Here is a 26,705-nt window from a genome sequence, read left to right as displayed (position 1 = left end):
GCAACTATCGCGGCGATCCGGGGTCGCGAAGCCTCAATCCGCAAAAGATGCATCTGTAAGAAGGCAGGGTGTCCCATGCCGCAACCGGTCATCACATTTCTCCGTCATTCATTCGACTTGAAAGCCGCACTAGCCGATTGCGTTGACGATCCAGAGCCCAAGGCTGTACACCGGCTCCGCTCGAGCACACGTCGGCTGGAGGCGGTGCTTGAAGTATTGGCCAACGCTGCGGATTTGCCCAATCTGGCAAAGAGGTCGAAGCAGTTCAGGCGGTCGCTCGGTGACATCCGGCGGAGCGCCGGGGCTGTTCGCGATCTGGACGTTCATGTTGAGCTTCTAAAACATCTCGGAGCAATCGATGGGATGGTAAAGCTGGAGAAGGAACTGCAGGCTTCGAGAAAGAAGAAGGTGAAAAAGCTGCAACGGCAAATCCGCAGCAGTCGAGACGAGATCCATGGAGCCCTCGATAGAGTTGAGATGGATATTGCCGGACAGGCCGATCTCAACCTGAGTGGAGCAAAGCTTATCAATGTAGCGCGAAGCTGGATGGCTCCCGAGGTGCGCGGTCTCGATCCCAGTCAAGATGAGGATCTTCATTCGATACGCAAGGTCTGCAAGACGGCTCGATATATGGCCGAGATCGGCGGCGACGCGTCGAAGGCCGCGGCGAAGTTTGCAAAACGTATGGAAGACGTGCAACAGACGACCGGCGCGTGGCACGATTATCTTCTTTTGTTGAATCATGCCAACGCGAGGCTGCCACCGGCAAGTGCTATCACTGAAAAGCTTTACGCCAAGGCCGGAGTGCTGCGGCGGCAGGCTGAGTCGAAGGCAGCGCACCTCTTGAAAGCCTGAGCAGCCGACCGCTCCCACCCTGCTGGTGTACACTGAAGCCTGACATGACGGTCTTCCGCCAACCCGCGCCGCTGCACCTCATGCCTACTCGTTGTTGTTGTAGCTAGTCCTCCCTGCGTGTATCCCCTTTCTAAAAATTCAGTGTTGTAGCCCACACGTCGCTTCGTGTGCACCACGCTTCCTCCAAGGAGACTTCTCCATGTCCATCCCTCGTACCCGTCTCTCTTTTTCAACCGACACCTGGGCAATTGTGTTGTCTCTTGCTCTCGCCGCCATCGTCCGCGCCGGCCTGCTCAAAACCGTCGCCTGGTAAGCATCGACGTCTGCGCCCCCAACGAATTTGTACGAAGGAGAGTCTATGGCCGCCTCAATCGATCTACCCGATCTTCGCACTGAGTACCCACCCCACGCTCCCGGCCGCGTTCCGGCGGAGCGCTCCTCCCTCCTCGGCCTTCTTCCGGGCATTGCACTTCTGGCCGGCGTCGGCTACGCGGGCAAGTTCGTCGAGCACTTCATCAACACCTACGGGAAGACTCACCACTACGTCCTGCCCAACATCGAATATGTGCTCTGGGCCATTCTCTTTGGGATCCTCATCGCAAACACCGTCGGGCTACCCAGGATCTTTCGCGCGGGAGTCGCCACCTACGAGTTCTGGTTAAAGGCAGGCATCATCCTGCTCGGCGCACGCTTTATTCTCGGCGACATCCTCAAACTAGGTGGCATCTCACTGGCCCTGGTCTTCGTCGCTTTCGCGTTCTCGCTGACCTTCATGACGTGGCTGGGCCGCACCTTCAAACTAGGTCCTCAACTCACTACGCTGCTGGCCGTTGGGTCCAGTGTCTGCGGCGTCTCTGCCATCATCGCGACTCAAGGCGCGATCGACGCCGACGAAGAGGACTCCTCGACCGCCATCGCTGCAATTCTGGCCCTTGGAGCGATCTCTCTATTCACCTTTCCGCTCATCGGCCATGCGCTGCACATGAGCGATCGCGCCTACGGTCTTTGGGCGGGTCTCGCGGTCGACAATACCGCCGAAGCCACCGCCGCAGGAGCCCTCTACTCCGATGCCGCGGGCAAGTTCGCCGTACTCGCCAAGACCTGCCGCAACGCTCTCATTGGCTTTGTTGTGCTGGCGTATGCGATTCAATGGGCTCGCAAGGGTCTCGCCAGTCGCGCCGCGACGGAACAACTCGAGAACAAAGCTGCATTCCTTTGGAAGAAGTTCCCTAAGTTTGTCCTCGGCTTCCTCTTCATCTCGCTGCTGGCGACCCTGGGCTCCTCGGCCAACCCCCATGTATCCGCGCTGGGCTTCTCGAAGCCTCAGCTCACAGCATTAGGGAACCTGAGCCGCTGGGCCTTCCTGCTCACCTTTGCCGGCGTAGGCCTGCGCACGAACCTGAAGGATCTTTTCAAACAGGGTGCGCGACCATTCATCGTGGGAGCCGTCGGCGAGGTCGCTATCGCTGCCATCACCCTGCTGCTGGTACTGGGAGCCAACCACTTTTTCCATCTCTAAACCACCATCTTGTGGATGCTCCCGCTTCGCCTTTGACTTTGAGGGAAGCGGAAGTCCCAATGAGAAAGTTGTCACGCTTTGGTCAACGTACGGTCCGTCGGCGTCCGGCTATGGTAGCCTCCAGCAAGGGGTTGCATTATCCGAGTACGCCCGCCCCGAACCGTTACCGATGCTTGTAGCTCACCCAAAACCTGGTCGATACTTCCGCCTCGCAGCACTCCTTTTGCTATCGATCGGGCGATCGTGCTTCGCCCAAGATGCGACCTCAGAGCCACCAGCTGCGAATGTTCCAGCGGACTCCTCCAGCTCTCTGCCGGATGCACCTGAGCCACAAGTCGCCGGCAACCCTGGGTCGAAGCCAACAGGAGCGAAGGCCGCCAGCGAAGACATTACTTTCGCTGGTACCCCGCGGCGCCTGCTGGCCGATCAGAAAGCGATCTGGACCAGCCCGCTGCATCTACGGCCAAGCGACGCAATTTGGCTGGCACCTTTGGCCGCCACGACAGGTGTGTTGATCGGCAGCGACCAACACACCATGACATCGTTGATCAACATCAACGCGAACGACCGTAGCAAGTTCAATACCTTTTCGAACGCTGGTGTCGCTGCGCTCGGGGCATTGCCGGCGAGCATGTACCTATGGAGCTTATTCAACGATGCGCCCCAGGCCCACGAGACCGGCCTGCTGGCCGGAGAAGCACTGGCAGACAGCCTGGCGGTGAGCGAGGTGGGAAAATTCGTATTCCTGCGTGACCGCCCGCTCGTAAACAACGCCAAGGGAGACTTTTTCAGTTCCAGCCCCTCAGCGGCGGGCTTCCCCTCGAATCACGCTACGGCTGCATGGGCCCTGGCTTCGGTTGTTGGCGATGAATATCCGGGCTGGATCACTCGCACAGCGGTCTATGGACTGGCCGCCGGGGTAAGCGTCAGCCGCGTGCTTGCGGAACAACACTTCCCATCGGACGTACTGATCGGAAGCGCGACCGGATGGCTGATCGGTCATTACGTCTATCGCGCGCATCACAACTTTAGCCTAAACCCCTTCAACTCCAAACCGTTGCCGGACGACTTCGGGAAACCGCGGACGCAGAAAACACAACAGACAAACGGAGCAGCTCAGCCGGTTAGCGGAGCAACTCAGCCAGTACCCGTCGCCCATCACCCGCCCCGCCTCTTTACGGAAGATGACGACCCCGACACGATCGGATCGACGAATGTCCCGATGGACAGCTGGGTCTATCCAGCACTTGAAAGATTGGCTGCGATGGGTTTCATTCCGGGCCAGAGCTCTTCGATCCGCCCGTGGACCCGGCAGGAGTGCCTCCGTCAGCTTAAACTGGCGGAGGATCAGGTCGATATAGATCAATACAACAGCCCGGGGCTAGTTTCGGAGGCTCGTCGCCTTGTAGCGGATCTCCATGCTGAATTTGAAACCGAACCTAACTACTACGAGTCGTTAAGCCTCGAATCCGTCTACGGGCGGTATGGCACAATCGCAGGCCCCGCATTGGCCGACAGCTTTCACTTCGGCCAGACATGGTGGAACGACTTCGGCCGCCCGCTTGGCAGAGGCAGTAGCGCGATCTTCGGGTATTCGGTGCGCGCTCATCACGGACGACTTTTCTTCTACGATCGTCAGGAGCTCCAGCACAGCCCCGGCAACCCGGCCGAATCGCCTGCCATCAACCAACTGATCAATGTACTGGATCGGATATCGCCAGACTCCGACCCGGTTATACAGCCAATCGCCGAGCGCGCTGCATACAACCGCCAGCGTCCCATTGAACTCTACGGTGGCGTCGCATTCGCGGGGAACGAGCTCTCTTTCGGCAAACAGGAGCTCTACTGGGGACCCACTACCACGGGCCCGCTCGCCTTCTCCAGTAATGCCGAACCGACCTATAGCCTGCGCTTGGTCTCGACACGGCCGCACCCTTTTCCGCTCGTGCCATCCCTCGGCACCTACCGCTTCGATGTCGTACTCGGAAAGCTCTCAGGACATAGCTACCCGGCACGCCCTTGGTACAACGGGCAAAAGGTGGATTTCAACTTCGGGGATAACCTGGAGATCAGTTTTACCCGCTGGTCCATCTTTTGGGGTGTAGGACATCCGATTACGCCCCACAGCTTCAAAGCCAACATCTTTAGTTTCAACTCGACCGGGAATATCACTACAGGAAACGGGGGAAGCGGCGGCTATGGAGATCGGGAGGATCCAGGCGATCGAAAGAGTAACTTCGACTTTACCTATCGGCTGCCTTTTTTGAGACGGCTGGTTACGCTCTACGCAGACGCGTACTCCGATGATGACCCAAGCCCCATCGCCGCACCTCGCCGGGCAGTTTGGAATCCGGGCATCTATTTCGCAAGGCTACCCTTTTTGCCGCACATGGATTTGCGCGTCGAAGCCGTCAGTTCGGAGGGGCTTGCACATGACTACGGTGGAACTCACTTCTTTATCAACAATCAGTACCTTGATGGAAATACCAACAAAGGTTTTTTACTTGGGAACGCAGTCGGCCGCGATGCCCGCGCGATCGAAGCCCGCTCAGGTTACTGGTTCTCTGCCCGCACACGAGTTGAAGCCGGCTATCGCCAAAGCTGGGGCGGAAACTTGTTCCTTCCTAATGGAGGCAGGATCACCGATGGATTCGTGAACGGATCCTATGCCATCAACCGTCACTGGCAGGCGCAGATATTCACCCAATACGAACGGTTTCTCATTCCCTCCTACATGAGCGGTTCACAACACAACACCAGCGGATGGTTCCAGATTGCCTGGACACCGGAGTTGCATCTGCACCGCTAAGAGTGATTCCGCTTTGCGCGCAGACCGCTCCCAAAGGCAATCGCGGGAGATAGGGTGATCTCGTTACACAGTGTGACTAGTTCCAGAAAAGACGATTCATACTCAATCGGCGCTTCATACTAATGCTGAACAGATTCTCACCTCTGCCGAATCGGTAACCTAACAGTTTAGCCGCGGTATGGATCAAAGCAGAAGGAATAAGCCACCAATACCGGGGCCAGAGATACCGCAATTCCGACCGAACAAAGCGGCTACCCTCCCCTCCAGCGCCACCAAATTCATTGAGCATCCAACTCTCACGATGGTGCAGCACGCCAATATCAAAGTATCGTCGGAACTCCTGCTTCCAGGTGTAGCTGTGGGAGTGATACACCTTCGCCTCGGCCACGTAGGCGATCTTCCATCCTGCGAGCAATAGTCTGGCGGCAGTGATTGTATCTTCCCCAAAGACGACGTCGCGTGGGAATCCGCCTACGGCCATTAACGCTTCGCGCCGGTAAGCGGCAAACGAGTTTGAGATAAAGATGGCCTTGAAACCAAGCTGCTCCCGGCTGGACAACGTACGCACGCCGGACTGTGCAGGATAGTTGTAGAAACGCGCATGAGCTTCAACCGGGGTTGCACCGCGACGTGGTAGCTGACGCCCGTAGGCCGCCGCAACGCTTGGTTCGGAGAAGGCTTCTAGTAAACAATGAATAGCGTCCGGTTGCGCCAGTTCAATATCCTGCGTCAGGAAAACGAGGATCTCTGCGTCAGGCAATAGTTCAGCCGCCAGCTGCCTTGTTCCGCCATGATTGAACTCAGATCTTGCAATCGCATGCACCCGAAAACCCGCAACCGCCGCCAAACTCGTTGTTTCATCAGTAGAAGAAGAGTCGAGAATCAGCACCCGGTCCGCTGCGATGGATCCCAAAAGCAGCGACGTAAGCCGCGACCATCCCTCGGCGGCATTTAAAGTCGGTACAACTACGAAAAAATTCACCTGTTAGAGATTACCACCGTTAGAACGCCCGCTTATGGAGAGTGCTAACTCGTCGTGTTCGAGTCGGCAGCGTCCCCGTCACTCGTTCGTCACACTGTCGCTTCAGAATCGTGGTGACGGAACCGACCATTCCTCCCTTGTAACAAAAAGTGTTTTTTCTTAGAACACGACATTAGCCGCAGCTATCGCTAATCCAAACTGACCGACGATCTGTGCAATATCGACGATCAATCGTATGGTATTGCCTTTCGTCAGATTCAGAGGAACGACAACCGTGTCGCCTGGGAACAAACGGAGCGAGTCAAAGTTGTTTCCTCGTAGGGAAGAGCTATATTGTTTGCTGATTACAGATCCGCTTGCTCGGATAACATAAGCCCGGCTCTTATCTGCATCTCTATTTGTCCCGCCGGCTAGTCTTATATAACCGCCAAGCCTCCGCTGCGATTCGAACGCAAATGAATTCTGGTTATACACGGCCCCATCCACGCTAACGGTAGAAGGAACACGCGGCACAATAAAACGATCTCCATCCTCAAGCGGGAGGTCGGGTATCTGAGCGAGATCGTGACTATCAGGTTTCAAATCGAGCACAATGCGACCAGTAGCCCTTGCTTGTCGCAAACTGCTTATAATCGATTGGTTCTGCGCCTGAGCCGCAGCTGCGGCTGCAGTGTCAGAAGCGCTTATAGCTCGACCCGCGTTGTTAGTTGCGTTTGTGCTTACCTGTAGAGCTATCTCATCGACGTATTGATTCAGGCGCTGTTGCTGAACGCGACGTGTAGATTCCCGTGTGAATTCTGAGCCATAGAGATATGCTTCTGAAGTAAATCCGCCGGCACGTTCTACCAGATGCCGCAAGGTCTCACCTGGCAGAACGCTATAGACACCAGAGGACGCAAACTCTCCCTCCAGGCGTACGAATCGCGTCTGCTGCTCCTGGGGCACACGAATATCCGCCTTTGAGAAGATCGCAACTACGTCGCCGGGAAGCAGCTCAAGATTCTGAGTATTATCTTCTTCCAGGATGGCCTTACCAAGGTTGAAGGGAAGAAGAGATGTTGTCAGGTTCACCTTGCTCTGACGCTCGATAACAGCATAGCTCCAGTCGATATCGGGCTCACTCAGCTTAACATTGTTCCGCGGCCGAAATTCTCCAGAAGATGCATTTGCGACGGTTGAACCCAAACTGGCGCTGGCTGCACTCGTGCGATTCGAAGGTGCTGAGTTCGATTGGGAACCATTTTGCAGAAGCCCAGACGTGTTGGAGTTGCCACCGTTGGAGTTGTTTTGATTGTTTGTGGAATTCGTTCCATTGGCTGCATTGGCTGCATTGGTTGCTGTAGACGGGGTATACCGATCGTTGATTCCACTCAACGCGGTCTGCGATGCTGGAATTTTCATGCAATCGAGTGCGCCATCGGTCGAAGCATCTGTTTCGCTATCCGTTTCTCCATCTGCCGTTCGGTAGCTACTTCCCTCTTCGCCTCCGAAAGCCAGCCCAATCAAATTGGGATTCCGGGTAGAGGAGTATCTCCAGTTCGGGTTCGATCCTTCTTCTCCAACCGGAATTCCGTAACGCAGATTTGGAACACCGTAGGGGGTCAAGGGAAGGCATGTGGGAATATAGGTCAAAGTGGGCTGACCAAGTTGGCTTCGCTTCAACCAGTAGTCGCGGGTGATCAGCGCATCCTTGTCCGGCAGTAGATCGCGGACGCGCATTCCCGGCTTCCAGGTGTAGCGTCCAGGATTGGCCACATTTCCGCGAAGCGTCACTGCATCCTTGTATTGGCTAACTACTGCGTTCAGCTCCAACAGGTCGCCGTCCTGCATCACGGTCGCCCTTCCCTGCGCGTCAAGAGCTATCTCAATCATGCTGCGCCTACGGCGTTCGTCCACTCTCTCTAACCGAACCCTCTGCCCTGAAGCAACGTTCGTTAGACCCGCGGCCAACTCTAGAACATCACCAACGGTCGTACTGTCCGGGGATTTAAGCTCGTAGATCGCCGGCGCGCGGACGCTGCCCGCGACAGCTATCTGCGGACCAACGGGCGGAATGTAAATCACATCGCCGGGTAACAGCTGCTCGTCCTTCGATTTATCGCCGCGCTGCAATAGATCGTACAAATCGAACTCAACTACGACTTTGCCCCCACGTTTCAACTGAATATGCCGCAGGCTACCCTGCGGGGTCGGGCCGCCGGTGGCGAAAAGTGCGTTCGTCAATGTGCTCAGCGAGCTGATCGTGTAACTGCCAGGCCTGCGCGCCTGCCCAACGACAAATACCTGGATCGACCGAAGCTGACCCAAATTCACATTGAGATCGAAGTTCCTGAAGACCCTCGCAACTTGGCTCTTTAGAAAGTCGTGCATCTGCTCAAACTTCACCCCAGCCACGTGAACCGAGCCCACCTGCGGCACGAAGATACTTCCCGATCGGTCTACCAGAAAGCGGCCGTTCAGCGTGACCTGCCCCCACATCTGGATCAGCAACTCGTCTCCTGGCCCAACCACATAATCTGGTGTTACCGGAACCATATTCAGGGGAGCAAAGGTGGATGGCAGGTTGCGAAACAGGTTCACTCCGTAGATCGGCAGCATCTTGCCAATCGAATTGGCAACCAGAAGCTGAAACTCAGTTGGCGAATCCAGGGGAAGTCGAGTATCAAGATTTTGGCTTTGCTGCTGGGTCCGAGTGCTGTTTTGCGTATTGGTCTGAGTATTGTCTTGTTGTCCAGGCACGATGATCTGTGGAGTTAGAGTCTGCTGCTGATTGACTGAGGGATTGCGTACCTGAAGGTTGCTCTGATCTGCTGAAGACTGGCACGTTGGATCATTCGGGTCACAAGATTGCTGTTGGCCCGTCTGTCCAGTTAGAGCCTGACCAAATTGGTCGAACTGAGCCGGTGACGTAAGCGTCCCGAACACGGTGATCAGAAGCACATATCCAAACCTGCATAATCTAGGGGAACTACCAAACTGCATCTGCTCTAATCCTCGCAACCTTCTTTTGCCTGATATCGATCATCATACAATCAGCAGTCAGTAAACCCGCTGAAATGAGCTATTGCGCATTGACGATCACCTGGCATTCAAATCAGGATCTCGATGCCCAGCCTACCAATCCATCCGACTCGATCCCCATCCAATGATGGAGTGCGCCCTCGCCAGGACAAAAGACACGGCCTCAGATGGCAGATTCCCGTTGCGCATATTGCTGCGTCTCTACGGCCTGCGCTACTCGAAGCATGGTCGATTCATCGAAGTGCTTGCTCATAATCTGGACTCCGATCGGCAATCCTGCCTTCGTCTGCCCACAGGGCACGGACACGCCGCAAATGCCCGCCAGACTCGCCGCAACTGAGTAAATGTCTTCCAGATACATCTGGACAGGGTCGTCCGTCTTTTCGCCCAGCTTAAACGCCGGGGTTGGAGTTACCGGAGCCACGAGCACATCGACATCGGCAAACGCCGTCAGAAAGTCTCGTGTCAGAAGAGTTCGAACCTGCTGCGCCTTGCGGTAATAGGCGTCATAGTAACCCGCGCTCAGTGCATAGGTACCCAGCAGAATCCGCCGCTTAACTTCGGCGCCGAAGCCCGCATCTCGAGTCTTCCGAAACATCGCCGACAACGTGTTCGCCTCTTCCGCCCTCAGCCCGAATCTGACTCCATCGAACCTCGAGAGATTCGACGATGCCTCCGCCGTAGCGATGACGTAGTAGGTCGGAATCGCATATTTGGTGTGGGGTAAACTGACCGGCTTTACCACGCATCCCACCAGCTTCAAACCAGCAAGTACACCATCAATTGCGCTACGAATCTCCGGGTCCAAGCCATCTCCGAAGTACTCCGTCGGCACGCCGACCCGTAACCCGTCAACAGGTTGCGCCAGTCCGCCGACATAGTCAGCCACCGGTTTGGTCGATGAGGTTGCATCCATAACATCTTTTCCTGCAATAACTTGCAAGATAGTTGCAGCGTCTCTTACTGTTTTTGTAAGCGGCCCAACACGGTCCAGCGAGGACGCGAATGCAATCAACCCGTAGCGACTAACCCTCCCGTACGTCGGCAAGACACCGACCACGCCGCAAAAGGCCGCTGGCTGCCGAATCGACCCGCCAGTATCAGTTCCAAGGGTCGCTACTGCAAAATTCACCGCCACCGCAGCCGCCGAGCCGCCGCTCGAGCCGCCCGGAACCCTATCTAACGCCTTTGGATTCAACACCGGTCCGTACGCAGAGTTTTCGTTCGACGAACCCATTGCAAACTCGTCGCAATTCAACTTGCCCAGCAGCACCGCCCCAGCTGCTTCCAGCTTCGCGACTGCAGTAGCGTCATACGGAGGTCGGTACCCTTTCAAAATGAGTGAACCAGCAGTCGCCGGTGCTCCCTTCATCGCCAGAACATCTTTTATCCCCACTGGAACCCCCGCCAGTGAAGGTAATGGGGCACCCTTAGCTGCCATCTCGTCGATCTTCTGCGCTTGGGCCATCGCCCGCTCCCGACTTAGCGCCAGAAAGCTATTGATCTCCCTATCCTCAGAGGCGATGCGATCATAGTGCAGCGCCGCAAGCGCAGTTGCCGTCGTTTCACCTGAAGCTAACGCCTTATGCGCGGCATCGATTGTCAGGTTCTCCATATTCAGTACTTTTACGTTCACCTTTCAATCACCTTCGGCACCTTGAAAAATCGTCCATCGGTCTCCGGAGCCGCAGATATTACTTCAGCTCGATCCAGCGACGGCCGTACTTCATCCATCCGCAACGCCTCTCCACGATCGAGCAAAGTGTCACCCAACATCTCACTTACCTGTGCCATCGCGGGGACCCCAGAAGTATCCAGCTCGTTCAATTGATCGATATGGCCAAGAATGGCGTTCAAGTCTCTTTGCATCCTTGGTTCTTCCTCCGCCGTTAGCTCCAGATTCGCCAACTCTGCAACCCGCCTCACATCGTCCAAGGTTACGCCGGCCTGTTCCTTCATCGCTTGAAATTCCTCTTCTCGAAGTGTATCTCGCTTACGGTTACACCTGAAATACGTGACAACTCTCCGGCAAGCTGACGACGCATACTTATCAACTGCCGCAACCACGCGCCATCGTCCACATCTATTCGAACTATGCCGTTCTCAAATCCTACGATCTGCCCCCGCTCCGCCATCGCCTTTCCGCACGCAACTGGCCACGCAGCCGCCAGTCTATCCTCCTCCTGGAGTCCATGCAGGCTCTTACCCAAAGAGCCTCTCAACATGTCGCGCATACCTTCTAAAGACATCAGCAAACTCCGATCACGCCGTCTCTGTCGAGAACCACGGGGCGAGTTCTAAGGAGTTTCCCGCTAGAACTCGCCATATTCCAACTCCTATGACGGTCGTTTTGAAGCGCCGCAAACCGGTGCAGAGATTTTTCGTCTGAGGGATCAGCAGCACGAGCAAAGTCAAAATGCGAGCCCTCGAAACCAAGAAATCGATCCGGCGCTCGTAGATGACGCGCAGAAAATTTCGGCCCACACCGCTCTTCATTTCATGAGAGTGAGATTAATACGCGCCGTCCTGGTTAACTACTGATGCAAACGTCTTCATCAGGATCCAAAGGTCTTTCATGAGCGACCATCGTTCAACGTATTCACAGTCAAGTGCGACACGTCTCTCGTAACTCAATGCACTGCGTCCCGATACCTGCCAGAGCCCCGTCAATCCAGGCTTCACCCTGCAATAGCAATCGAAGCAATCACCGTACTTCTCTACTTCAGCAGCTACAATCGGCCGTGGGCCCACCAGGCTCATTTGTCCAACGAGCACATTCCAGAGCTGGGGTAACTCGTCCAAGCTATATCGCCGAAGAAAAAGCCCAAGCGGTGTAATTCTCGGATCTTTACGAAGTTTGTGGGTTCTGTTCCATTCCGCGCGCGCCTTTGGATTTCGCGCCAGATGAGCCTCCAGGACTTCAGCCGAGTTGATACACATCGTACGGAACTTCCACATAGAAAAAAAAGCCCCACTCTTGCGTATCCGCCGATGCGAATAAAAGACGGGCCCTGGCGAGCTCAGTTTCACAGTTGCGGCCACAAAACCCAGCAATAACAGCACAATGGGCATTGAGATCAGAACCAACGCGACATCAAAGCAGCGTTTGATCACCCGGTATCGGAAAAACTCGGACGGAGTTTCGTCTGCTCGATGCGATATCTCCAGCGAACGGCCAACTGACTCCGGGTACGAATAAGAACCTTCGATAGCCGCTGTCCGCGACTCGGGAGATTGATATTCAGCCTGCATTCGAATCCTGTATCTGTTCGGCTCGTATGTGCGCATGTTGTACGTCACATCAGCCGGACCGGTTCTTGTTACACGCCATGTGTCGCGGTGCGTTCTCTAATCCGCTCCTGGAGCCTGATTGAATCCGGGAAACGGCCGCGCTTCCAATTCACTTCACCTGCTTGCTCATATCTACCCGCTCACGGACCTTACGATGGTCTCTCTGAAGAACCGGGTTGGACCAAGTCGACGACTGGGAAACACAGCGCATTGATACAACTTCATCATTCTAACCGACGGAATTCTGAAAACGGAGCCTACCTCTGTAAGATTCGCTTTTTATTCGTTCCACTTTGGAACGATCAAGCGTGGCTGTTTTCATGTAGCGGCGCGGCCACTAAACTAAACAAATGCGAGTTCTCGAAACGCCTCTACGTGACGTTAAACTAGTTCAACCCCAACGCTTCGGAGATAGTCGCGGTTGGTTTTCAGAGGTATTCAATCAATCAACTTTTGCGGCTGCAGGGTTAGGGGCGCATTTCGTGCAGGACAATCAGTCCTTCTCAGTCAAAGGGGTACTTCGCGGTCTCCACTATCAACTCGGCAAGCCACAGGGCAAGCTCATCCGCGTTCTCTCGGGCCATATCTGGGACGTCGCGGTCGACCTCCGGCGGGAGTCTCCCGACTTTGGGAAATGGGCCGGATTTCACCTGAAAGCCCAATCCTCCGCTGACCAACTGCAGCTCCTCTGGATTCCAGAAGGTTTCGCCCACGGCTTTCTTGTCCTCTCAGACACCGCAGAAGTGTTCTACAAAACCACAAACCTCTACCATCCGGCGGGAGACCGCTCCATCCTCTGGAGCGACCCTGTTCTCGCGATTAATTGGCCTATCGAGGCTCTCGATGGCATTCCTCTCTCGGTCAGTCCCAAGGATGCCCTTGGCAAACACTTTCTGGATGCAGAGCTTCCGCCGGTTGAAGTGACCCACCTTGTCTGAGAGGTCGAGCAGTGTCAGCTCCACGCTGAGAGATCCACGCTGAAAGATCATGGACGCTTTGCTTCCTGGCAGACTCCGGGTCGCTGCGGAGCTTTGACGGTAGTTCATCGTGCATGTCGCCCGGTGGCCCACTTACCCGTGCGCCACCAGCCAACGTTCCACCTCTGTTAATGACTCGACCTTCAGATGTTCCCCAGCGCATCCGTCAACCTCAGTCCCACTGACTAAAAAAGCCTGGCGCAATCCAGCTGCATTAGCAGCCGCCACATCCGAGCATCGATCCCCCACCATTACACTCTCGCTTAACTCCACTCTAAACTGAGCTGCTCCTCGCCGCAGCATACCCGTGCCCGGTTTCCGGTCCTCGTGCTCGCGTTTATACTCCCCCACTCCGTGTTCAGGATGGAACGGGCAAAAATAAACAGCATCGAGTTCAATACCTTCCTCACGAAGCTTTCCGCGCATGAACACCATCAGCGCTTGAAAATCGGCCTCCGAATAATAGCCTCGCGCGATGCCCGCCTGATTCGTCACAACGATCAGTCGATATCCAAGCCCTACGGCGGTCCTGCAGAGCGAAAAGATTCCATCGACAAACCTTACCTCTTCAGCTAGATAGAGATATCCCACCTCTTCATTGACAACACCATCTCGATCGAGAAATAGCGCCCGCTGCTTCATATTTCTGCCAGTACCTCTCGCAACGAGTTCCGCCAGTCCATCATGGTCCATCCGAATCGCTGCGTCAGCTTGCTACAGTTCAACCGCGAGTTCAATGGCCGTTTCGCAGGAGTCGGGTATTGATCGGTTGGTATAGCCTCGACCGCCGCAAGCCGCACTCCGGGCTCCATCTCATACTGCAGTTGAAGCGCCTCCGCTGCAAATCCGAACCAGGTAGTTTCACCGCCTCCAGCTGCGTGGTACACCCCACTCGCGTCCTGAGTTGCAGTCTCGAATCCCGTTGTCTGCGCGTCGGCTTCGGATCGCCCGATCACATGCGCAGTCATCCTTGCCAGATCACGGCTCCAGGTCGGCGCACCATACTGATCGGCAACTATTCGTAACGTCTCGCGCTCGCGTGCCAACTTGAGAATCGTTAGCAAAAAATTTCTCCCGCGGGTTCCGTAGACCCAGCTTGTGCGGAAGATCATGTGCGCAGCGCCGCTATCACGAAGCGCCTTCTCTCCGGCAAGTTTGCTCGCGCCATAGACACTCACCGGGCCGGTCGCATCAGTTTCAGCGTATGGCTTATTCCCTAAGCCATCGAAAACATAGTCCGTAGAGAAGTGAATGACACCGGCACCAAGCGCTCGCGCCTCTTCTCCTATTACTCTGACGGCCTCGGCATTGATTGCATACGCCAACTCCGGCTCGCTCTCCGCTTTATCCACCGCCGTGTAGGCTCCGGGATTCACGATCCACCTTGGCCGTACTGACCGAATCGTCTCGCGGACCGATCCCGCATTCGCAAGATCCATCGTTGCGCGTTCCGGGGCGACCACGTCTCCCAATGACTTCAGGGTTTTCCATAGCTCACCACCGACTTGGCCCGTCACTCCCGTCAAAAGGATCCGCTCCCCCAATGGCAACTTCCCAAGCGCCATCAGTAAACCCTTTCTTCCAGAACTCGTAGCAGATATTGCCCATATGTGCTCTTCGCGATCTTCGATGCTAGTGTTCGCAACTGCTCGGCGTTTATGTAACCGAGCCGGTACACAATCTCTTCAGGGCAGGCCACCTTCAGGCCCTGCCGTTTCTCAATCGTATGGATGAACGTAGCCGCTTCCAGGAGAGAATCGTGTGTCCCGGTATCGAGCCAAGCGATTCCGCGTCCAAGCACCTGCGTCCGCAACTGCCCGTGCTCGAGATACCAACGATTTACATCGGTAATCTCCAGTTCACCGCGGGGTGACGGTTTGAGCCCCTCAGCAACTCCGACGACCTGCGCGTCATAAAAGTAGATACCCGTCACGGCGTAGCGTGATTTCGGCTTTAGCGGCTTCTCTTCAATCGAGATCGCTCGTCGATGCTCGTCAAACTCCACCACTCCATACCGCTCCGGGTCAAGGACCGGATAAGCGAACACTGTCGCGCCTGGGCCGCCCGCAGCAGCCTCTCGCAATGTCTTCGCGAAGTCATGTCCGTAGAAGATATTGTCCCCCAGCACCAGGCAACAACCTTCTCCGGCGAGAAACTCTTTTCCGATCAAAAACGCCTGTGCCAGGCCATCCGGTGAAGGTTGTACGGCATAATGCAGCGTAATGCCCCACTGCTCTCCGCTTCCCAGCAGTTGCTCGAACCGCGGCGTGTCCTCGGGCGTTGATATCACAAGAATCTCGCGAATACCCGACAGCAGCAAGGCCGACAGTGGGTAGTAGATCATCGGTTTGTCGTAGACTGGCAGCAACTGCTTTGAAACGGTCTGCGTCACGGGATGCAGTCTTGTTCCTGAGCCGCCCGCGAGAATAATCCCCTTCATCGAGTTCCCTCGCCAGCCTGGGTCATTGAGCGACCTTCACCAAGAGCAACTTTTTCTCCCCGCCCAGAGTAGTTCTGCTTCATCCACTGTTGATACGCCCCACTGGTCACATGCTCCACCCACGATTTGTTTCCCAGATACCACTCCACTGTCTTCCTTAGCCCCGTCTCAAAGCTCTCCTGTGCTCGCCAGCCGAGCTCACCCTCCAGCTTGCGCGCATCGATGGCATACCGCCGATCATGCCCAGGTCGATCGGTTACATATTTCAGCAGTTGCAAATGCGGCGTGAACTTTGATTGCGGTACCAGTTCATCCAGCAGCGCGCACACAGTCGTTACCACTTCGAGATTGCTCCGCTGATTGCCGCCGCCGATGTTGTAGGTCTCGCCAACTCGGCCCCGCTCTAAGACAGTGCGCAACGCACTCGCGTGATCTCCAACATACAGCCAGTCTCTTACCTGCTGCCCATCTCCATATACAGGCAGCGACTTGCCCTGCAGAGCATTCGAAATCATCAGCGGAATCAGTTTCTCCGGAAACTGATACGGCCCATAGTTATTGGAGCAGTTCGTGATAATGGCGGGCAAGCCGTACGTATGCACCCACGCCCTCACCAGATGGTCTGACGCTGCCTTCGACGCTGCATATGGACTGTTGGGAGCATAAGGCGTCTCCTCATGGAAGGCCGGCGCTTCCGGTGTCAGCGTGCCATACACCTCATCGGTCGAAACGTGCAGAAAGCGAAACCTCTCCCGATCTGCAGTTGCCAACGCCTCGAAGTATGCGCGGGCCGCTTGCAGCAAGGTAAAGGTGCCATCGATGTTGGTTCGCAGAAACGCGTCGGGCGCCACTATCGAACGGTCAACATGGCTCTCCGCGGCAAAATGAATCACCGCTCGCGGGCGGTATTTTTGCAGCAAGCTGGCCACCAACTCCGCATCACAGATATCACGCTGCACAAAGTTGTAGGCCGTGCTGTGCTCAACAGACGCCAGATTCTCCGGATTGCCGGCGTAGGTCAACTTATCCAGATTGACGATTGGTCCATGGCCGGCACCCAACCAGTCCAGCACGAAGTTGCTCCCTATAAAGCCGGCTCCGCCGGTCACCAGAATGGAATCGCTGCATGCGATCTCTTCTGTCTTCACTGCTAATCTCATTTGCTGCTACTGCCTCCGCTTACGACTTCCTAAGCTTTAAATATAGGCTACACAATCTCGGGCGGCGCGATCTCGCCTTAGCGACGACCCAGGCAACTACAAACTCCGCCATTCTCTCCAATGGGTTGAGACTCGAAAGGTGACCTTATGTCCACGAATGATCAACAGTCGAATCAAAGCCGCTATCAGCCTCCCCCTACCAACTCAGAACATGCCGTCGAACCTTCAGGGCCCAAAGGTGATAACCCCTCAACCGCAGGCCCGGGCCCCACGGAGGTCAACTCCAACACACCGGAAAACAATCAGGGCCACATCAATCCATCTGCGCCGGAAGATGCAAACACTACCCCAGGCACTGCAGGCAAGAAATAAGATTGTTCTGTTCATTGTCTACCATCCGTGATATCTCCTGAAAGGGCCAACAAGACGTCGATATCTCGTAGCCGTCAAAGCTCCAGTCGAACTTCCGCCACTGTTACGTTGCGATTCAGCAGAAGAGCCCACAACAGACGGTGGATAACGAAAGCAGCGAACTCTTCGTTGGCCTACGGCAAAGCTTTGAGAGCTCTATTGTCGTCTGAACGGTCACGTGAAGGAGCAGGTCCATGGAAATCGAAAGCAGTCTTCATCTGCAACAGCAAATCGCGCGGCTACAGGCGCTCCTCGATACGACCCATAGAATCCATAGCACCATCGAGTTGGACAGTGTACTGCGTAGCGTCCTGCAGATCACCGTGCGCGAACTTGAGATGGCGGGTGCATTTTTCACGGCCTTTCCCTTTTCCTACGGAGAGATTCCCCCGCGATTCCTTTTACATCCTCCGTCTTCCGATCCGAAGCGTGGTTGTTACCGCTTCCCGCTACTGGACCGCCACGGTGCTGTCCTCACCGAAATGGTCGTTATCACGCGTGAAGGCGCGCCGCTCTCCCTCTTCGAGCAGGACTTCCTGGAACATCTCGCAGTCCAGGCCGCCGTCGCCGTTGAAAACGCCCGCTATCACGAACAAACGCTGGACATGGAGCGGGTGAAGCAAGATCTCTCCTGTGCTCGGGACATCCAGAGAAGTCTCCTTCCCCAGACCTTTCCGGATATCTCCGGTTACAGTATCGCGGGCCGCTCGCAGACCTGCTACGAAGTCGGGGGTGACTACCTCGATCTCATCCCACTGTCGTCTGGAGAACTGATGATAGTCGTAGCCGATGTCGCGGGCAAAGGCCTCGCCTCGGCTTTGGTTGGCAGCTCGTTTCGGGCAGCATTGCGAGCCATTGCAAACTCAGAGATGCCGCTCGCCGACATGGCAACCCACCTGAACTACCTTCATTACAAAGAGGGTGAAGAGTCGCGCCGCCGTTACGTCACGGCCATGTTTCTTAGACTCGATCCGAAGACACATACTGTCGAAGTGGTAAACGCCGGGCACAATCCGGCTTTTCTCCTCAACGGCAGAGATATGCCTGAGTTGATTGAAGCCAGCGGAACCCCGGTAGGTATGCTTCCCTTCTCTGGTTACTCCGCAGAAAAATATGTGCTGTCTGAGAAGGCGAAGCTGCTAATCTACACCGACGGAATGACTGAGGTGTTTAAGGGTGACGAAGAATTCGGTCAGGAGCGCCTTATGGAGGCATTCCGCGCCTGCCGCCTCTCGGACGCAACTGGAACACTGAACTCGATTTGGCAGACTCTGGATGCTTTCTCCAATCAGGAAAACCAATCAGACGATATGACCGCACTCGTAATTGGACGGAAGCCGTAGGAGGGGAAGTGGACGGTAAGAACGTGAACAGCATCGAACTGCGTCTTCCTTCGCGTCTCGGCTTTGAAAAGATTGCAATGAGTACCGCCTCCAGCGTCGCGAAGCTGATGGGCTTCGCTCCAGATCGTGTCGAAGATCTCAAGACCGCTGTTGCCGAAGCCTGCATCAATGCGATGGAGCATGGAAATAAACTCGACGAGTCTCTGATCGTAGGCGTCATTCTCTCCATGAATGAGACTTCGCTCGAAGTAAAGGTCCTCGACACCGGGACTGGGCCGCCGGGTGGCGTTCATACCCCGGATATGGATAAGAAGATGCACGGAGAAGAGGCCAGTCGCGGTATGGGAATGTTTCTCATTCAGTCTCTGGTGGATGAGGCAGAATGGGTCAGTGCGCCTCTCACTGGAAGCTACGCGCGACTCGTCATACGCTTAAGGAAAACAGAGGATTGAAGGAGACATCACCATGGCGGAGTTTAGTACGAAGGTCAAAATGGAGCAGGTTAAGTGCGCTTCGGGCGATCCAATCACGGTGCTGCGTTTCGCCGGCGATATTACGAGTTCCTCCGAGCCCGCGGTACTGGGCACCTATGGAGGGCTGTCACCCGAGACATCCAAGCGCATCCTGCTCGATTTTTCCAAGGTGGAGTATCTCAACTCCAGCGGTATCGCACTGATCATTCAACTGCTCTACGCCGCCAGCCAGAAAGGACAAACCGTCCAGACGTTTGGTCTGACCCCGCACTTCCAAAAAGTCTTCACAATGGTGGGCATTACGAAGTACACCAAACTCTACCCGGATGAAGCCGCTGCCTGTGCAGGCTTCGAATAAACCTGAGCTTACTAAGCCGCCGAGTCGCCTCCGCTGAAATCCGCTGTCTACGTCGCCGTCAGAATGCCCCTCTCATCTGGAACGTTTTCTGGCTGGGGCCTCCGCTGAATCCGCAGCACGAGAATGTCATCCTCCTGCCCAAAGTCCTGAGCAGCCGAGGCCAATTCCGCTGCGGAGATCGGCTGTTGCAACATCTTCTCGATGCGTTCAAACCCAAACAGCTGCTTCTGTTGATCCTGTGCTTCAGCGACTCCGTCGGACATCAGCATCAACGTGTCCCCCGGCTCGAGCGTGAAATGCGAGACGAAGAACTCCGCACCTGGCACCACACCGATGGGGAGTGACCCATCCATCTCAATCTCTATTCCATTCAGATACGGCGGCAGGTGTCCCGCGTTTGCCAATGTCACCCGTCCGTCGGTGCGAATTTGGAGGATGAGGCAAGTCGCACTGGCCCGGCCGCGACCCCACAGTCGATCATTGAGGCTGTTCATCAGGATCAAAGGATCGGAGTCGTATTGAACCGCCGTCCGTATCGCACCAACGATCAGCGCGACGAGCATGCCAGCCTGCAGGCCCTTTCCTGTAACGTCACCAACCACGATCAGTACGCTGCCATCATCCTGGACGGGGAGGATCTGGAAGAAGTCCCCGCCAACTTCGCGCGCCGGACGATACTCACTTTCGATAGCAAGACCTGGTGTCCGGGGAAGCTGCTCTGGAATCAGCACATGCTGAATTTGCCGGGCCTGTTCGATCTCCGCCTTCCACTGCTCGCGTATTCGCTGGGTATGCAGGAATCGACGAACCAACATGACGGTAATGAGAAAGAGCGAGAAGATCGTCGAGATTGTTCCTAACTGAACGTCAAATCCGAGAATGTTAAACGCAATCGGTACATGAAGAAGAAGGCGGAGTTGCACTTGAAAAAGAGCGACGGCTACCAGAACCACTGCCGAGAAGGCCAGCCACCCCTCGGTCTTCTGCTTGCGAATGCCTCGGAAAGTAATTGCGCAAAGAAGCGCTGCAAAACTGAGCCTTAGTCCAAGCAAAATGGGTGTCAGGTAGACGGACGCATGTACTGGAACGTGCTGTCCGTAGATAGGCGCACGCATCATCGCCGTTCCGACCATCGTCAGAGCGACCAACCCCCAAACAAAGCGATGAACCCAACGCATTCGGCTGATTCGGAACCAATAGCCCCAAAAGATAACCCACAGTCCGATCCGGATCGGACCAATGATGACATCCTGCAAAACTATCCCGGGGGTCAGGGCAATCCACGGCACGAAACTGACGATGAGGACGACGCCATTACTCAGGATCGTGACGGCACAAACTAGGCTCAGCCAAAGGTACGAAGGTTCCGTACGATCCATCGAAAGAAGACTCACTGCCACCATCCACGCAAGGAGCAGAATCAACATCTCCAGGAAGCCGCTACCGACAACATGCGCAGTATCGTCCCAATCCATCTGAATCAAAGTTCCAATTACTCCGGCATGCCCAAGAACCGGAGGTTCATGCATGCCGCCGGCGTCTGGAGTAAGGAAAAGAGACGCGCTGTCCATAAATATCCGCACCGCGATGGTTATTGGGCCATTGCGGAGTTCCCTCGGTAGTCGGAAAGCTCGGGGTAGCGTGCTATAGGCAGTTGCCTTGCGCTCACCAAACTTGCCGAGTTCCCCAAGAAGCTGACCATTGACGTAGAGCTGATACGCATCGTCGACTTCATTCGGCATCTTGATCGCAAGCCTGCCGTGGGAACTCTGCACATTCACTCGCAGCCGATACCACGCGAATCCCGTATGTTTCGGATAACCGTTGGCTGTCCAGCCAGGAATGTAACCGCTGCTGCCTAGCTCCGGATTCGCGGACCCTGCGGGAGGAGTCAGATCGATCGTCCCCCAACTCGAGTCGTCGAAATCCGGGCGCGCCCAAGCCATATCGTCACCGATATGAAACTTCCAGAGGCCGGAGAGTTCAAGGGTACCGTCCCCGAGCGTGGCTTCGAGCTGTGTTCTCGGCGCCGCAGGTGTCGGGGCCTTCTGCCCAGGCAGCCCAGCCGCAAGGCCGAAGAGCAGCAACAACACAACCGAAGTTCCAGCGTATCGCATAGATGCAACTCTCAAAATCTATTGATCAACTTCCCCAGCCGGTGATCTGTCATTTGTTGCAACAAGTGAACTGGAAAGTACTTGAAGCCATAAGCTTCGTCTTCCCATTTGCCTCATCAGTCTGGGCACCAATCACCGCTCGATGCCCAACAACCTATAGTCAACCGAAATAGCCCACGCCAAAACGCCAGAGACTTAATGGATTCGCGTCGACAACAAAAGGACTTCTTTCATCCCAACGCCAAGCAGAGCAGAAGAAAGGATGTATCAAGACAGCTGGCGGCTTGATTCGCAGGTTACGCAAACCAACACTTGCCTGTCAACGTCATGTTTCTGACATCATGGGACTTCGCCGACCTTACGGAACTCCCATCCCCGGTTAACCTTTTCCACAAGATTGACGGTTCCTTCCGGCTCCATCAGTTGCAGACCACCCAGATTTGCTCGGACCGGTCGAGAGCACAAAAAGTCTTGTCCGCGGAGGCTGTTGGTTTCAAAGTACGTCAACCAGAATCCCTGACGGTCCCGTTAGCAAATTTAGCCCAGGCCAAACAGCCTGGGCTAAATTGCTACTTCGCACCTTCTGAACAGCGGGGCGGAAACCACACTCCCACAGAGAAACAGCCTTTAGCGATTACCGGCAGCTGACCCTTTGACAGTCGTCCAGATCCGACGAGACATATACAAGCCAGCCATCATAACGCCCGTCGAGAACAGCATCAACGAGTCCGGCTCAGGCGTAATACCAACCACTCCACTCCCTCCCTGGAATAGGGTAGGATCGGCGCCTTCTTCAAAAACAATAAGATCGCTTCCGGGAGCTATCCCTGTTCCACCGGCGAAGGACAGATCGTACAGTCCGTTGGTCTCAGTACAACTTACAACATTGAGAGCGCTGGGCGTACCGTTTTGGCCGCCTGAGTCGCAACTGGCCGGTTGATTGCCAAGTGGTGCGCCTAGGAAGCTGAGCTCGAGACTGTCGATCGTACCCGGTGTTGCGTTATTGGCCAGGAAGCAACCGTAGGTCCCAGGCGTAACGCCATTTCCCAACCCGAATTGATCGCAGACGGACTGTGACAATGAAACGTTGAAGGGAACTCCCGCATTGAAGATGAAGCATGCGGTGTCGTCCGGCGTACAACTGTTGGGCGGGTCGAGAACCGTCATACGAAAGTCGATACCGCTCGCACGAGCGATGCTGGAACTGGAGCCGCCGCAAAGCAGAGCCAGGACAAAAAAGATGCGAAGAAGATGTTTCATTTGCTGTATTCCTCCAGAGAATTCACTTGGCGATTCTGCAATCGCAGTCGGATCGGGGAAATTGCGCCGCAACCAGGGGTACCAAAACTCTTGTGACTAGTAGTTATCTCCTCAGTAAGCACTTGCCATGCCAAATAAAAACCCAAAAAAACAGGCCAATGACGTGCCTTCAGCCTTTCAATGCGCAGAACATTGCACGGCAAACGGAAGTATTTCGTACCTTCACAGCATCGGAGAGTACTAAACGCAAGAAGATATCTAGTGGAGGTAACGGTTCCAGACTGGCGGGGCTGTCTTTCAATTCCGCTGTAGATCTCATGCAAGCCGGGAATTCGCTCAACTCATCAAGTCGTTGCGTAGCCTGCGGTAGAATCGAAGAAATAGGAAAGTCAATTCAATGCGCCGGTTGCATAAGGGCCTATAGCTCAATTGGTTAGAGCAGCGAACTCATAATTCGTTGGTTCCAGGTTCAAGTCCTGGTGGGCCCACCAAATGTCCTGAGACGTACGCCAAAGGCACATTGCTCGCTCTGGTCGCATTACTGGAGGTGCGTTTCGCTACTCCGTCAAGACCGATCTCTAGAGATTGAAGTTCGTTATTCGGAAGGGCCGGAAGCTTTGCGTCGACGACTTTCAATGCCAAACGCTCTGATCCAATTTTCAAACTGGTTCAGCTCTCCAGCAAGCTGTGGTGCTCAAATTGCTCGAAAATAACGCCTATTCAGCGAGTGCCTCTTGAAAACCAGAATCGTCTAGCGCAAGAGAAACCGGGCAATCTTCGATTCAACTATCTACCCCTGCGTCAGGGAGATAGACAAGCGGCTGATACGATTTCAATCCTTTGATATATCTCTCCAGCGAATGGAGACAAGGCATCTTCCTTTCCACCATACAGAAGAGCGATTTGGTATCGGGCTTGGTAATCAGAAGGGTGTCTGAGATAGACTCTACGTAATTGGCGCGATGAATCCGACCTCACCCCGTCGAATAGGACTACCGTTCTTGCCGAACTTCACCTTTATCAGTCACCGGCACTTCGCTCCAGATCGCCCGAAACCCGTTTTTTTTAGCTCCGTGTACAACTTATTGAATCTCCCCCATCCCCAGCCAATCGGTGCCAATCGTAGAACCTCTAATTATGTGATCGACAAAGCCGCCATCCTTCACAATTTCGATGGTTCCATCTTCACTGACGACAGCCTCGATAAGTACCAATTCCACGCGTTGAAAATTATGCAGGGTTGCAAGCGACAGCCATCGACTCCGGCTTGCACATCACCCGCCAAGGCCATCCCGTCAGCTTGCCGACAGACCACGAGCCGCGACCAATTGCTATTGGCCGGACGAGATTGCGTCTTGTCAGCCGTTATCTGTCCTAGAAAACAGGGAAGTTCCAATCCTCGTCCGAACAATCCGATCCTATGAACAGCGTATGGAAGAGCGGACATCGAATTTCAAAACTCTTGACTACCTTCTTCTTGGGGCAAGGACTTCTACAAGGAGTGAACATTTTGGCGGGGCTTTACCTCGTTCGCACTATGAGCACCGAAGCTTATGCCCAGTTCGGTCTTGCCGCCGGATTTCAACAGACGGTTGGCCTGCTGATGGATCTCGGCTTTACCAGCACGATCATTCCCCTAGTGGGTGCTCGAAGCGGTGACAAGGTATTGGTCGGCAAATATGTTCGCGCGGCAAAGCACCTGCGTGACCGCACCTTCTGGATACTTTCGCCCATCGCCATGATTGCCTTCTTTGCCATCATGCGCAGGCATAGATGGCCGTGGGTCTCGGAAGTTCTATTGATGGGTTCAGTATTGTTGTCCGTATATTCGGGCGGCAAGGTGTCCTATTACTCGGCGCCACTCTTCCTGTACGGACGCCTCAAAGACTTTTATGTCCCGCAGACACTTTCTGCTATAGGGCGTCTCGCCGTATTTTGGATAATGCGTATCGCTGGAGCACTAAATGGGTGGACAGCTGCTATCGCAACCGCCTTCAACATTACGCTCAATGGCGAGATACTGCAGAGGGTATCGCACGCGCATGTCGAGTGGCCAGAGAAAGATGACCCAAAGATCGATCGTGAAGTAATGCGATACGTTCTGCCAGCGATCCCGGCTCTCGTCTTCGCAGCTTTCCAGTTACAGAGTTCGGTATTTCTGATCGGGATTTTCGGCCAAAGCGTCAGCATCGCCCAAATATCAGCGTTGGGTCGGCTCAGTCAAATATTCAGCATTCTTACAATCTTCAACACGGTCGTGGTAGAACCCGCGATGGCGAGGCTACCGGCTGATAAGGTACTCTCCCGCTACATCACTCTGATCCTAATTGCACTGCTTGCATGTACGCCGATTGTGGTGCTGGCCTTCGCAGCGCCTGGTCCCGTGTTATGGCTGCTCGGTTCGAAGTATGAAGGCCTGCGCGATGTTGTGGGATGGGCGATGCTCACTGGATCAATAAATTACCTTTCAATCTTGATCTGGATCATGAATCGCGCCAGAAAGTGGGTGTTCTGGAGCGGAACCATCCTTGAAATAACCTTGACGCTCTCGGGCCAGATTCTCTTCATCGTGATACATGGAGTACGGACAACACACGATGCGGTCTTCTTCTCGCTGCTCTCTGCATTTGGTCCTTTGCTTACGCACATCTATGTCATGGCCTATGGATTCTCTGGAGCGCAACCTCGTCAGGCTGTGTCGAGCGTCTAAGGAGTTGGCAGTGAAGAAGAGTTGGCACGTTGCGCAGCCTGCTGATAGCCCAGAGTGCTATGCAACGAGAGAACCCTTTCCATCAATGGATTGGGAACACAGATATGAGTCAATAAATCTGCTGCGTCGGTAAGTCGTGCTAGCACCCATGCTTGCTGCAACAGGGATCGAAGCTTCAGTTTAATAGGACTGACTGACTTTATTCGATGTTCTGGCCATATCTCACCCAATAAATGGGCACTTGCCCCTAGCCCAACCATGCGGCGACATGCTTGACGAAAGCTGGTCGGATGAAGGTGTTCGGCAACAGCATCGGGCAGAAACGACATTACAAGCTCTTTCTCTATCGCGAGGCGATATCCCAACTCGATATCCTCCATGGCTGCCCATCGAAACCGCTCGTCAAACGGATGGCGCCGCAGTTGATCAGCCTTCAACGACAAATTGCTTGTATAAAAATGTTCCCACGAAGGGGACACTCCACGCAACAGATCTCCGTATGCGAACTGCGCACCATCGCGGTCAAGCCATCGCATGAACGGAGTAACAGTCTGGCCCTCTGCGCTCCAGCGCGTTAAGCCGACAGCGGCAGCATTTGTCTCCGGATGGGAACGGTGGTGCTCACAATGCAGACGCACAAGATCGGGCGACGCAAAAATGTCGTCTCCAAGAAGAAGGCAGGCCGTCGCATTAAGTTCTCGTATCGCTCGGTTGCGGGCACGGGCCGGACCACCGTTGGGTTGGGTTAGAAAACGAAACGGAAACGGCGCATGAGCTTGATACTCCTTCATCACTTGGGCGGTCGAATCCATCGAGCCATCATCAACGACGATGACTTCGAAGTCTTTCCACGTTTGCACCTCAAGATGCTTGAGGCAAATCAGAAGTGTATCGATACGGTTATACGTAGGAATGACTACGCCAATTGGGTAATCATGTGCTTTAGCAAAGGGTTCCAAGCGTGAATCCTAGGCTCTCT

Annotated in this window: 23 protein-coding genes and 1 tRNA gene; 10 read left to right on the top strand and 14 right to left on the bottom strand. The window is 54.9% G+C overall.

The features are described 5' to 3' along the window. Window positions 1–75 precede the first annotated feature (75 nt). The 3 genes from HDF12_RS03945 to HDF12_RS03935 all read left to right on the top strand — a co-directional run bounded on the left by HDF12_RS03945 (window position 76) and on the right by HDF12_RS03935 (window position 5,183). Entirely contained in the window at window positions 76–855 is a 780-nt protein-coding gene (locus HDF12_RS03945; protein WP_179581315.1) for a CHAD domain-containing protein, read from the top strand. A gap of 358 nt (window positions 856–1,213) precedes the next feature. Continuing rightward, the gene (locus HDF12_RS03940; protein WP_179581314.1) at window positions 1,214–2,374 is read left to right on the top strand and encodes a YeiH family protein; all 1,161 of its coding nucleotides are present in this window, start codon (window positions 1,214–1,216) and stop codon (window positions 2,372–2,374) included. Between the two features lie 169 nt (window positions 2,375–2,543). Continuing rightward, the gene (locus HDF12_RS03935) at window positions 2,544–5,183 is read left to right on the top strand and encodes a capsule assembly Wzi family protein (protein ID WP_179581313.1); all 2,640 of its coding nucleotides are present in this window, start codon (window positions 2,544–2,546) and stop codon (window positions 5,181–5,183) included. A gap of 76 nt (window positions 5,184–5,259) precedes the next feature. Here HDF12_RS03935 and HDF12_RS03930 read toward each other — a convergent pair whose 3' ends face one another. From HDF12_RS03930 to HDF12_RS03905, 6 genes are all read right to left on the bottom strand, one after another. Beyond that, window positions 5,260–6,165 carry a glycosyltransferase family 2 protein gene (locus tag HDF12_RS03930; RefSeq protein ID WP_179581312.1) on the bottom strand — a complete coding sequence of 302 codons (906 nt, stop codon included), beginning with the start codon at window positions 6,163–6,165 and terminating at the stop codon, window positions 5,260–5,262. Between the two features lie 159 nt (window positions 6,166–6,324). Next, window positions 6,325–8,904, bottom strand: a complete 2,580-nt coding sequence (locus HDF12_RS03925; RefSeq protein ID WP_179581311.1) for an SLBB domain-containing protein — start codon at window positions 8,902–8,904, stop codon at window positions 6,325–6,327. A 445-nt stretch (window positions 8,905–9,349) separates the two neighbouring features. After that, window positions 9,350–10,801, bottom strand: a complete 1,452-nt coding sequence (gene gatA, locus HDF12_RS03920) for an Asp-tRNA(Asn)/Glu-tRNA(Gln) amidotransferase subunit GatA (RefSeq protein ID WP_179583319.1) — start codon at window positions 10,799–10,801, stop codon at window positions 9,350–9,352. 17 nt (window positions 10,802–10,818) lie between these two features. Next, window positions 10,819–11,145, bottom strand: a complete 327-nt coding sequence (gatC, locus tag HDF12_RS03915; protein ID WP_179581310.1) for an Asp-tRNA(Asn)/Glu-tRNA(Gln) amidotransferase subunit GatC — start codon at window positions 11,143–11,145, stop codon at window positions 10,819–10,821. Continuing rightward, window positions 11,142–11,435: a DciA family protein gene (locus HDF12_RS03910; RefSeq protein WP_179581309.1), complete on the bottom strand. Its 294-nt coding sequence runs from the start codon at window positions 11,433–11,435 to the stop codon at window positions 11,142–11,144. Before HDF12_RS03910 ends, gatC begins: the two co-directional genes overlap by 4 nt. A 262-nt stretch (window positions 11,436–11,697) precedes the next feature. Then, window positions 11,698–12,438, bottom strand: a complete 741-nt coding sequence (locus HDF12_RS03905) for a sugar transferase (protein ID WP_179581308.1) — start codon at window positions 12,436–12,438, stop codon at window positions 11,698–11,700. Between the two features lie 389 nt (window positions 12,439–12,827). Between HDF12_RS03905 and rfbC the strand changes: the two genes are divergently transcribed. Continuing rightward, a complete protein-coding gene (gene rfbC / locus HDF12_RS03900; protein WP_179581307.1) occupies window positions 12,828–13,415 on the top strand; it encodes a dTDP-4-dehydrorhamnose 3,5-epimerase in 588 nt (195 codons plus the stop codon). A gap of 132 nt (window positions 13,416–13,547) precedes the next feature. Here the strand turns inward: rfbC and HDF12_RS03895 are convergent, their stop codons facing one another. Genes HDF12_RS03895 through rfbB form a run of 4 tightly spaced genes read right to left on the bottom strand, consistent with a single transcriptional unit; the run spans window position 13,548 to window position 17,054 of the window. Then, window positions 13,548–14,096: a D-glycero-alpha-D-manno-heptose-1,7-bisphosphate 7-phosphatase gene (locus HDF12_RS03895; protein WP_179581306.1), complete on the bottom strand. Its 549-nt coding sequence runs from the start codon at window positions 14,094–14,096 to the stop codon at window positions 13,548–13,550. Further along, on the bottom strand, window positions 14,093–15,019 hold the full coding sequence (gene rfbD / locus HDF12_RS03890) for a dTDP-4-dehydrorhamnose reductase (protein WP_179581305.1): 927 nt from the start codon (window positions 15,017–15,019) through the stop codon (window positions 14,093–14,095). Before rfbD ends, HDF12_RS03895 begins: the two co-directional genes overlap by 4 nt. Then, window positions 15,019–15,894 carry a glucose-1-phosphate thymidylyltransferase RfbA gene (gene rfbA, locus HDF12_RS03885; RefSeq protein ID WP_179581304.1) on the bottom strand — a complete coding sequence of 292 codons (876 nt, stop codon included), beginning with the start codon at window positions 15,892–15,894 and terminating at the stop codon, window positions 15,019–15,021. The genes rfbD and rfbA overlap by 1 nt, the downstream gene beginning before the upstream one ends. Further along, the gene (gene rfbB / locus HDF12_RS03880; protein WP_179581303.1) at window positions 15,891–17,054 is read right to left on the bottom strand and encodes a dTDP-glucose 4,6-dehydratase; all 1,164 of its coding nucleotides are present in this window, start codon (window positions 17,052–17,054) and stop codon (window positions 15,891–15,893) included. The genes rfbA and rfbB overlap by 4 nt, the downstream gene beginning before the upstream one ends. A gap of 147 nt (window positions 17,055–17,201) precedes the next feature. Between rfbB and HDF12_RS21955 the strand changes: the two genes are divergently transcribed. From HDF12_RS21955 to HDF12_RS03865, 4 genes are all read left to right on the top strand, one after another. Then, complete coding sequence (locus HDF12_RS21955) at window positions 17,202–17,426, top strand: hypothetical protein (protein ID WP_218892292.1); 225 nt, start codon at window positions 17,202–17,204, stop codon at window positions 17,424–17,426. A 233-nt stretch (window positions 17,427–17,659) separates the two neighbouring features. Continuing rightward, a complete protein-coding gene (locus HDF12_RS03875; RefSeq protein ID WP_179581302.1) occupies window positions 17,660–18,808 on the top strand; it encodes a PP2C family protein-serine/threonine phosphatase in 1,149 nt (382 codons plus the stop codon). 8 nt (window positions 18,809–18,816) lie between these two features. Then, window positions 18,817–19,260, top strand: a complete 444-nt coding sequence (locus HDF12_RS03870) for an ATP-binding protein (RefSeq protein ID WP_373563837.1) — start codon at window positions 18,817–18,819, stop codon at window positions 19,258–19,260. A gap of 13 nt (window positions 19,261–19,273) precedes the next feature. Continuing rightward, on the top strand, window positions 19,274–19,639 hold the full coding sequence (locus HDF12_RS03865) for an STAS domain-containing protein (RefSeq protein WP_179581301.1): 366 nt from the start codon (window positions 19,274–19,276) through the stop codon (window positions 19,637–19,639). Window positions 19,640–19,686: 47 nt separating this feature from the next. Here HDF12_RS03865 and HDF12_RS03860 read toward each other — a convergent pair whose 3' ends face one another. Further along, window positions 19,687–21,756, bottom strand: a complete 2,070-nt coding sequence (locus HDF12_RS03860) for a PP2C family protein-serine/threonine phosphatase (RefSeq protein WP_179581300.1) — start codon at window positions 21,754–21,756, stop codon at window positions 19,687–19,689. A gap of 627 nt (window positions 21,757–22,383) precedes the next feature. Beyond that, window positions 22,384–23,016: a hypothetical protein gene (locus HDF12_RS03855; RefSeq protein WP_179581299.1), complete on the bottom strand. Its 633-nt coding sequence runs from the start codon at window positions 23,014–23,016 to the stop codon at window positions 22,384–22,386. Window positions 23,017–23,430: 414 nt separating this feature from the next. Here HDF12_RS03855 and HDF12_RS03850 point away from each other — a divergent pair. After that, window positions 23,431–23,507 (top strand) — tRNA-Ile (locus tag HDF12_RS03850). Between the two features lie 591 nt (window positions 23,508–24,098). On the opposite strand, the gene HDF12_RS03845 is transcribed toward HDF12_RS03850, so the two are convergent. Further along, entirely contained in the window at window positions 24,099–24,236 is a 138-nt protein-coding gene (locus HDF12_RS03845; protein WP_179581298.1) for a hypothetical protein, read from the bottom strand. Between the two features lie 200 nt (window positions 24,237–24,436). Here HDF12_RS03845 and HDF12_RS03840 point away from each other — a divergent pair, with 200 nt between their 5' ends. After that, window positions 24,437–25,726, top strand: a complete 1,290-nt coding sequence (locus HDF12_RS03840; RefSeq protein ID WP_179581297.1) for a lipopolysaccharide biosynthesis protein — start codon at window positions 24,437–24,439, stop codon at window positions 25,724–25,726. Here HDF12_RS03840 and HDF12_RS03835 read toward each other — a convergent pair. Continuing rightward, on the bottom strand, window positions 25,723–26,685 hold the full coding sequence (locus HDF12_RS03835; RefSeq protein WP_179581296.1) for a glycosyltransferase family A protein: 963 nt from the start codon (window positions 26,683–26,685) through the stop codon (window positions 25,723–25,725). The genes HDF12_RS03840 and HDF12_RS03835 overlap by 4 nt on opposite strands. Window positions 26,686–26,705 lie beyond the last annotated feature (20 nt).

The sequence above is a fragment of the Tunturiibacter gelidiferens genome (genome assembly GCF_013410115.1).
Classification (GTDB): Bacteria; Acidobacteriota; Terriglobia; order Terriglobales; family Acidobacteriaceae; genus Edaphobacter; species Edaphobacter gelidiferens.
This window is presented reverse-complemented; position numbering and strand designations above follow the sequence as displayed.